This is a genomic window from Photobacterium sp. BZF1 (genome assembly GCF_014349205.1).
GTDB lineage: Bacteria > Pseudomonadota > Gammaproteobacteria > Enterobacterales > Vibrionaceae > Photobacterium.
Genome location: NZ_JACSOF010000211.1, coordinates 1 through 8,445, shown reverse-complemented (window position 1 = coordinate 8,445; position 8,445 = coordinate 1). Strand labels below are relative to the sequence as shown.

At 42.8% G+C, this 8,445-nt stretch carries 6 protein-coding genes; 1 reads left to right on the top strand and 5 read right to left on the bottom strand.

Annotated features, from left to right (window positions below; all coding sequences use genetic code 11):
• Positions 1–37: 37 nt before the first annotated feature.
• Positions 38–1,102, bottom strand: a complete 1,065-nt coding sequence (gene rffG / locus BIZ37_RS28165) for a dTDP-glucose 4,6-dehydratase (protein WP_370577930.1) — start codon at positions 1,100–1,102, stop codon at positions 38–40.
• Positions 1,103–1,416: 314 nt separating this feature from the next.
• Between rffG and BIZ37_RS28160 the strand changes: the two genes are divergently transcribed.
• On the top strand, positions 1,417–3,018 hold the full coding sequence (locus BIZ37_RS28160; RefSeq protein ID WP_187464353.1) for a sulfatase-like hydrolase/transferase: 1,602 nt from the start codon (positions 1,417–1,419) through the stop codon (positions 3,016–3,018).
• A 16-nt stretch (positions 3,019–3,034) separates the two neighbouring features.
• On the opposite strand, the gene BIZ37_RS28155 is transcribed toward BIZ37_RS28160, so the two are convergent.
• From BIZ37_RS28155 to BIZ37_RS28140, 4 genes are all read right to left on the bottom strand, one after another.
• Positions 3,035–3,775, bottom strand: a complete 741-nt coding sequence (locus BIZ37_RS28155) for a sulfotransferase (protein ID WP_187464352.1) — start codon at positions 3,773–3,775, stop codon at positions 3,035–3,037.
• Positions 3,775–5,082: an ABC transporter ATP-binding protein gene (locus tag BIZ37_RS28150; protein WP_187464351.1), complete on the bottom strand. Its 1,308-nt coding sequence runs from the start codon at positions 5,080–5,082 to the stop codon at positions 3,775–3,777. The genes BIZ37_RS28155 and BIZ37_RS28150 overlap by 1 nt, the downstream gene beginning before the upstream one ends.
• Before the next feature lie 262 nt (positions 5,083–5,344).
• Positions 5,345–5,761 (bottom strand): helix-turn-helix domain-containing protein, encoded by a 417-nt coding sequence (locus BIZ37_RS28145; protein ID WP_187464350.1) that lies wholly within the window; start codon positions 5,759–5,761, stop codon positions 5,345–5,347.
• Positions 5,762–6,237: 476 nt separating this feature from the next.
• A complete protein-coding gene (locus BIZ37_RS28140) occupies positions 6,238–7,626 on the bottom strand; it encodes a hypothetical protein (RefSeq protein WP_187464349.1) in 1,389 nt (462 codons plus the stop codon).
• Positions 7,627–8,445 lie beyond the last annotated feature (819 nt).

Genomic DNA, 8,445 nt, shown 5'->3' with positions numbered 1-8,445 from the left:
CCGGAACCGCCGGCAAGAATAATACCTTTCATTGCTATTACCCCTTGTTACCAAGACGTTCTAGGCTGTATGAACCATCCAAAACACGGCTCCACCACGTTTTGTTGTTCAGGTACCACTCAACGGTCTTGCGGATACCGGTTTCGAAGGTTTCTTCCGGCGTCCAGCCAAGCTCTTCACCAATCTTTGTGGCATCAATGGCGTAACGCACATCGTGCCCAGGGCGGTCTGTCACGTAGGTGATCAGATCTTCGTAATTTGCCACACCCTCTGGTTTCGCCGGCACCAACTCTTCAAGCAGCGAGCAAATAGTTTTAACGACCTCGATATTGGCTTTCTCATTGTGGCCACCAATATTGTAGGTTTCACCAATCTCACCTTTGGTTACCACTGTGTATAGGGCACGGGCATGGTCTTCAACATACAACCAGTCACGGATTTGCATACCGTCACCGTAAACAGGCAATGGCTTGCCATCCAGCGCATTGAGGATCATCAGCGGGATCAGTTTTTCCGGGAAGTGGAAAGGCCCGTAGTTGTTAGAACAGTTGGTGATAATGGTCGGGAAACCATATGTACGCAACCACGCGCGAACAAGGTGGTCACTGGATGCCTTCGATGCAGAATAAGGGCTGCTTGGGGCATAAGGTGTCGTTTCAGTGAACAGGTCGTCAGTACCTTCCAGATCGCCATAAACTTCATCGGTCGAAATATGGTGGAACCGAAATGCCGCTTTGGCCTCATCCGCCAATTGATTCCAGTAAGTACGCGCCGCTTCAAGCAAATTATAAGTACCAACAATGTTGGTCTCGATGAAAGCGGCTGGACCATCAATAGAACGGTCAACATGGCTTTCTGCCGCCAAATGCATCACGGCATCAGGTTGATGCTCCGCAAAAACACGGTCAAGAGCTGCACGATCACAGATATCAACTTGCTCGAAGGCATAACGCTCATGGCCGTCAACGCCGGTTAATGATTCCAGGTTACCTGCGTAAGTCAACTTATCAACATTAACAACAGAATCATTGGTATTTTCGATGATGTGGCGAACAACCGCAGAGCCGATAAAACCAGCACCGCCTGTAACCAAAATTTTCACAGACATATCCTTAAGTTAAGCACAGCAACGACAAGTGCTGCAGACGTAAGCAAATCGTCACAGTATACCAAACAAATCACAGTGAGATAAGCTTAGCCATTTTATGTCCGGGTATAAGAAACCTAGCAAAATTCATGAAAAGCAATGATTTAACATCACTAGTTGTTATCTACAGTGAATAAAAACTTTTGCAGATTTTAGATTTTTCCAACTTTCAGGACATTAGCTAACCAACAGAAGCCCATTCTCACAATTAATACTTCACCCCCCTCCCCCTGAAACTAGCATTTGTTTGTGAATTTGGGAGAATCTTTATGTGGTATAAACTTGCTTATTTAAGTTTCGCAATAGGACTTTTAGGATGTAAGGGCGATAACAACAGTGATATCGATGTCCGCCAGGCTGCGCTAGACAACGTCCAGAATATTATCATTATCTATGCTGACGACCTCGGGTATGGGCAGGTAGGCGCGAATGGCCAGACCAAAATCCTTACCCCAAGGTTAGATGAGCTAGCATCAAAAGGGGTTAATTTCAGCCAATTCTATTCTTCGGCCGCGTTCTGCCCACCTTCACGAAATAGCCTGTTAACCGGTAACCATACCGGTGAAAGCCAATGGAAACGTTCCAGTGATATGTTTGGGGAGGAAACAACCATTGCAGATGAGTTAAAAGCGCTGGGCTATGATACCTCCATATTCGGCAAATGGGGGATGTCGCTTGCTGACGATGATGCTGCACAGTTTATACGGGATACCTACCCTTTGTGCTCTAATTTATCGCAGGATGACATGATCAGGAAGTTACCAGAAGAATTTATCAACAACCCATTTGATGCAGGGTTTTCTACTTTCGTTGGCTTTATGCAACACCGTGATGCCCATGTGCACTACCACGACAGCCCCAACACCGCAGAAGAAAGCACCCCTTACAAACCCTACTATGAAAATGTCCGTCAGGATCTTTATCAATTGATCGGTGAAGAGGTAAAACGCTACAAGACAACCGCTGATCAATACTTACCAGATTTGATCATGGAAGAGGCCCTTGCCCATCTTCGAAAAGTCAAAGATGAGAAGTTTTTCATGTATTTGGCCTCACCGTTACCCCATGCGGAGCTCGTCTCTCCGCCAGAGACAAAAGCTTTGTACCAACAAAATGGTACTAGCATTTTTCCAGAGACGCCTTGGACAGGAAGCCACATTTTCTACCGTCACGTTGATGAACCGAGGGCAGAATTAGCAGGAATGATCACTCGATTGGACGAACACATCGGTTGGGTATTGGATGAGCTGGTTGAACTTGGCATTGAAGATAAAACCATGGTCATTGTATCCAGTGACAATGGGCCACATATGGCTGGCGGGATCAACGACCTCACATTCTTCAATTCTTCCGGCGGATTAAAAGATGGAAAATGGACACTTTATGAAGGTGGCATTAGGGTGCCGACCATTGTTTACTACCCTGGTATTGCCGCTAAAGAAGATCCAACACCAATCGCTCAATACCAAATCAAAGATACCTTGATGGAATTAGTGACCCAGCAAGTGCAACCCCGCTCGTTCCTACCGGCATTGTTAGGTACGGAAATCGATGCCTTGCCATATCTATACTGGCAACATTACTACGACAAACGGGATGAACCACTATATGAAAAGCCCCATACTTTGCAGGCCGTCAGGAAGGGGGATTGGAAGTTAGTAAGGCTAGAGCCCGAGGCTGATGCGACCACTAACTATGGCCACACTAGCCTTGAATTGGAGCTCTATAATCTCGCTGATGATCCAGCTGAGTCACAAAACCTGGTTCAGTCTAACTGTGACATCACCCGTGAGCTTATTGATATTCTCAACCTTTACGCGACACCTGAAAACTTCATAAGCCCTATTGGCGATTTTGGTTGCGGGGAGTAAATAAAGATAGCTATGATCAAGGACGATCAAATCCCGCCACAAATTCACGTTCTTTCTTCAATTTCCACTTTGCATACATCCGGGCTAAGCGCTCTTCCCACCCCATTGGCAGGTACTCACCGGAGAATACTTCTTTCGCGGGAATGGTATGATCAGGCAACTGCAAAAAATCGAACACTTTCTTTAAGGTTGCATCGTGATTGTTTCGCAATTGGTTATTATGTAATACCAGTATTTGGTCTTTGTCAAAAAGCTCCATTAACTTTTTATACTGGACAGAAAAGTGGCCCCTATCCATATAGGAATGCACCCGCCAAGGCGAGGTCGGGGTCCGGTCTCCCCTAGCCTCTTCCAATCTTGAGGGCTCGGCTAAAAATGCCTGGAACATACCTTTAGGTTCCAAGCCGCGCTTGTGTTCCATCTGGTACTGGGAAACCGCCCTATCGACCGGATCGCGCAGTAGGAAAATCACTTTGGCATCTGGCGCATATTCAGCTACCGACTCAATGGCCTCAGGCCAATAACTATAAATTGGCGTTGCATCACACAGGTACTTTTCCCCTTGGTAATGCCCTGACAGGGTATCAAAACAGGCTTGAAACTCACTGCGTGTCATCTCAGGTGCTTGAGCACTGTCAAAAACGTGCGCTTCCTTATTCTGGACCAAGCAGATATCAGGGTGCTGCTGGATAAAACTGGCTAACGCTGTTGTGCCACATTTCTGGCCACCAACGATAAATAGGTTTACCGCCGCCATTATTCCGCAACCTCAGTAAACAACTCGATACCACAATCAACAATGCCCGTTGCATCCTGGTTTTCCTGGATCACAGTAAACATTGCCGCATCAACACCTCGGTGCAAGAACTTGCGCTCGCCTTCTTCAATCGCTGAACAACCACAGTTCAAGAAGTATGAGCCATTACGTAGCAAACAAGTAAAGCGGAAACGTACATTCATCGTTTGCCCTGCAGCCACATATGGAATGCGAAGTTGATGATTGCGTGTTGTGGTGGCACCCGTCAACTCAAAGCCCGATACCGTTTTGATGAGCATGCCGAACCCAACTTCAAAGGCTTCTTTATCAAAAGTGACCTTAAAGCAGTAGTCATATTCATGCCCAGATTCTAGCAAATTGACTTGCTGTCCATTGAGGTTACGGATATGCGGGTTTTCAATGCGTGCGCCATTGGATTGGTACCAAACCGTTGATGCTGGCGTTATGTTGGCGTCAAATTTACCGCTATCATCCACCTCGACATCATCTTGCTCGGTTTTCTCTGTAGGTAGAAGGCCAGATAAAATTTGCTCACGGAATTCGCTACGTTCATCACCGGCCATATGAAGGAGCTTGTGATAGTTTGATACCACTTCCTTCGGGTGGCCTTCCATCAGCACATCACCATGATCCAACAAAATGGCGCGGTCACACAGTTCAATCACCTGCCCTGCAGAGTGTGACACAAACAATAGCGTGACCCCTTGGGCCTGAAGCTGCTTAATGCGTGCATGACATTTACGTTGGAAAGCATCGTCACCGACAGCCAAAGCCTCATCGACGATCAGGATATCAGGGTCGATATTGATAATGACGGAAAATGCTAAGCGTAGCATCATACCGCTAGAGTAGGTCTTTACCGGACGGTCAATAAATTCCCCAATATTAGCGAACTCAATGATGTCATCAAAGCGGGCTTGGATTTCCTCATGGGTCAAACCAAGCAAGGTCGCATTGAAGTAGATATTTTCACGGCCGGTAAATTCTGGGTTAAAGCCTGAACCGAGTTCAAGCAGCGCCGCTACCCTGCCAGTGACCTCGACATTACCTGCGGTTGGCGCCATTACACCACAGATGATCTGTAATAAGGTCGACTTGCCGGAACCATTATGACCAACAATGCCAATCGTCTCTCCCCGTTTAGCCTTGAAGCTAACACCTTTCAGGGCCTCAAAGCGCTGGCATACATCTTTCGAAGAGAAGATGTGGGCTTTCAGCAACTGTAAAGGCGACTGGTACATCAGGAAGGATTTAGAGACTTGATTTACATTAATGACGTGTTCCATAAGCGCTACCACTGTTTACGAGGTCAGGCATTATCCTCTAAATAGCAAGATTATGAAAGGGAAGATAAAGGCTTGACGTTGGTGCATGCGTTTATGCGTGACGAGAAGATGGGGCAATAGGACATAAGATGACCTGTTGACTAAGAAGGTTCACACAACTAAGACGCATGCAAGGTCCAAATCAATTTATTGGCATTGAATCGTTAAGAGTTACAACTTTGAAGAGAATTTTTAAGCAAATATAATGGCAGAATATTTATTTCTAATTAGAAGAAAGATCCATTCCAATCCGTTTCATCAAGCGATAAATGTGAGATGGCTCAAATTCCACCTGAAATTCATCTTTAATGAACGAGTTAATTTCGACACCTGTCAACTTTTGGTCTTCATTCTCAACATTCCAGATTTCGATATAATTTTGCAATCTCTGAATTTGCTCTTGAGATAAGGTCGAAGGCCTTCCTGAACGAGGCTTGTCTTCTAACCCATCAAGCCCGTGCTTAATATATCTTGATACCCAGTTATTAACACTTGAACGGCTAACTTTCAATGATCTGGAGATTTCTGTCCTATTTTTGCCATCTTTAAAATGCGCAAGAGCTAGTAAACGAATTCGTTTTTGGGCATTCTTTTCTTTACGCGCTAATTGATGAAAATCGATAGATTCAAACTTATCCATTTTATTTCCGTCCATAATGTTTCGCGGCTATTAGAGCATAAAAGCCTACGCTTTCATATACCTTTATGTGAGCAATATCACACAACAGCCCAGATATTCTGACAAACCTCTGACATTGCCTAAATTTAAAGCATGATCTTGTTTTTTGATGCATTATTTTACTTCACAGCTTTAAACTACGATTAAAATAACAACAACAAGATATGAAATTTACTCATGCAAAATATAACTTTTATTTATGGAGTAAAAAGCCGCAAATCCTCGTGATTAAAAAATATTACAGTTTATTTGTTAAAATAAAATTATTATCGATAACAAGTAAATTTACTTATCGTCTTGATAGCTTTATCACAGGTGTTGTTCAAGCTTTATGAGAGCAAGAGGTTAAAGAAAACCTTTGTACAAAGACAAATATCAGCTATCAATAAAAAAGGGAGCCTAAGCTCCCTTTTATTAGACTAAATGAACAGACTCAATTAAAGAGTTGAGAAGTCATTGTCATCGCTAGAAGTAGTTTGGATATCGATACCGCCACCAGCACGCTTCATTACTGAAGCTTCACCGTTTGCAGTTTCAACTTCGAATAGGAAACGAGCTTCACGCTCAGGTGTAATTTCAATGCCTAGATCAGCAGTGATGTCCTGTGGAGAAAGCGTTAGTGCACCATTGCTTGGAAGAACCATAGAAAGAGGCTTAGATTCTGCAAGAACAGTTGACTCACCGTTTTCATATTGCCAAACAGTCACGTTTACTTTACCGCCTTCCGCTGGAATGTTACCAGATACGTCACGGATGTAGATAGTGTTGTTAGCTGTAGTACCAGTAGTCACTGTGTCAAAACGGAAACCATCACGATCAATGATGTTTGTAACATCGTCGATTGAATATGTAGTAAATGTCGGGCTAGTGCTGTCAATGCGGAAAGTCGCAGTTAGTGCTTGAGGAACGATTGGCGTTTCACCATTGAACTCAAATGCAGGAACTGAGATAACATTTTTACCTGTATCAGGTTGGATAGCACCATTTAGTTTGGTAATAAACGCAGTACGATCCGCATTTACTTTCCATTCTGTAGTACCACCTACTGAAGGGTAAGTGTCACCAACAACATTCGTGAAGTCACCAGATACGATTACAGTTACGTCTTCTTGGTTAACAGTCTGGTTTGTTGTGTTATTGCTGAATGAGAACGAACCGCCAGTGATTGCTGATGGTTTAGTGCTGTCTGTAGGGGTTTTGAAAACCATGTACTGATCTGCTACAGAAGCAGTATCAACTTCAGCTGCAGAATCAACAACTGAAACAACATCAACAAGCTTGAATACTTGGCCTACATTACGAGGGTTAATCGAGAAAGAACCATCTAGGCGCTGTACACCAATGCTAACAGACGCGCTACCAGCTGCGTCTTGAAGGTTAAACATACCAGAGTGTTTCAAGTCAACACTAAAGCCATCACCTAGTACTGCTGGCTTTAGTACAGGAACAGCAATTGTAGTTGTATTCAGCAGTTCTGCACTATCTAGAAGAAGGCTTGAAGATGTAGCTGTTTCAACAGCGATAGCATCTTTAAAGTCATTGATTTTATCAAGGTTCCAAGTTGCACCGCCAGATAGTTCGATACGAACAAACGATGCAGGTGGAATCTCACCTTCAATAACATCCGCACCAGAATCGTCGTAGCCTTCTGTTACTGTGAAAATAGGGTTCACAATTTTGTCGTTAGCTGTTTGGAACTCTAGAACAGTTTGAGTTGACTGAGATGCAACGCTTGAAACAACCATTGTACCAGTGTAGTCATAAGCACTTGCTGTACCAACCATACCTAGCGTTAGAGCCGCTGCGATTACTGTTTTCTTAAACATTGAATATATCCTTTGAATAATTTCCCACTAAATTTGGGGCCAGATTTTTATTCTTAGCTTCCATACTTAATACTTCATAAATATGACAACCAACTTAAAACCCTTTCCACTTATAAAGTGGGTTTTTGTTTCCACTTATAAGTTGAGGTGAATTCTGTTCTATTTTAGTTTTGGTGTCAACATTCCAAACCAAGCAAAAAATAGCATTTTTAATTTAAGTTAAACACTATTGGGATATGACATAAATACCAATAAAAACAAGCACATAAATCCAGAAAACCAATTAATAATCGGCAACAACCATCTCTATACATTATTATCACTGAAAGACAAACCCACCATAATCGGTAAAAGTATCAAGCCAAACAAGCCGTGAAAAATAATTTAAGCTCGGTAAAAAAAACTGATCTGATCGGCAGAAGTTATCGGTCATTCGGTTATTATTTCATTATTGTTTCGGTATAAGTATCAAACCAAACATGGATTAAAAAACAATCTAATAATTATTACTGAATTCGATTACATTCAGGGTATGGAGAAAAAATCATGTAATTAATTAAAAATTAATCAAATTTCTGGCACAGAGATCAAGTATTTATAGTCAAAATTCCACCGCTATAAATATGCAAGCAATTGACCATAAGAGCAAAGACTTTTACCACCACTCAGCAATGGGATTTTCACACTCAACCAAACAAACGTACAAGAATATAGACCGATCATGTACTTAAGGCCAATTTAAAAATGGTTCAAATTTTTTCCATAAAATATAGAACAATTAGAAGGAAGTTGAGGTTCGTCACAGTTTTTCTAAATGAT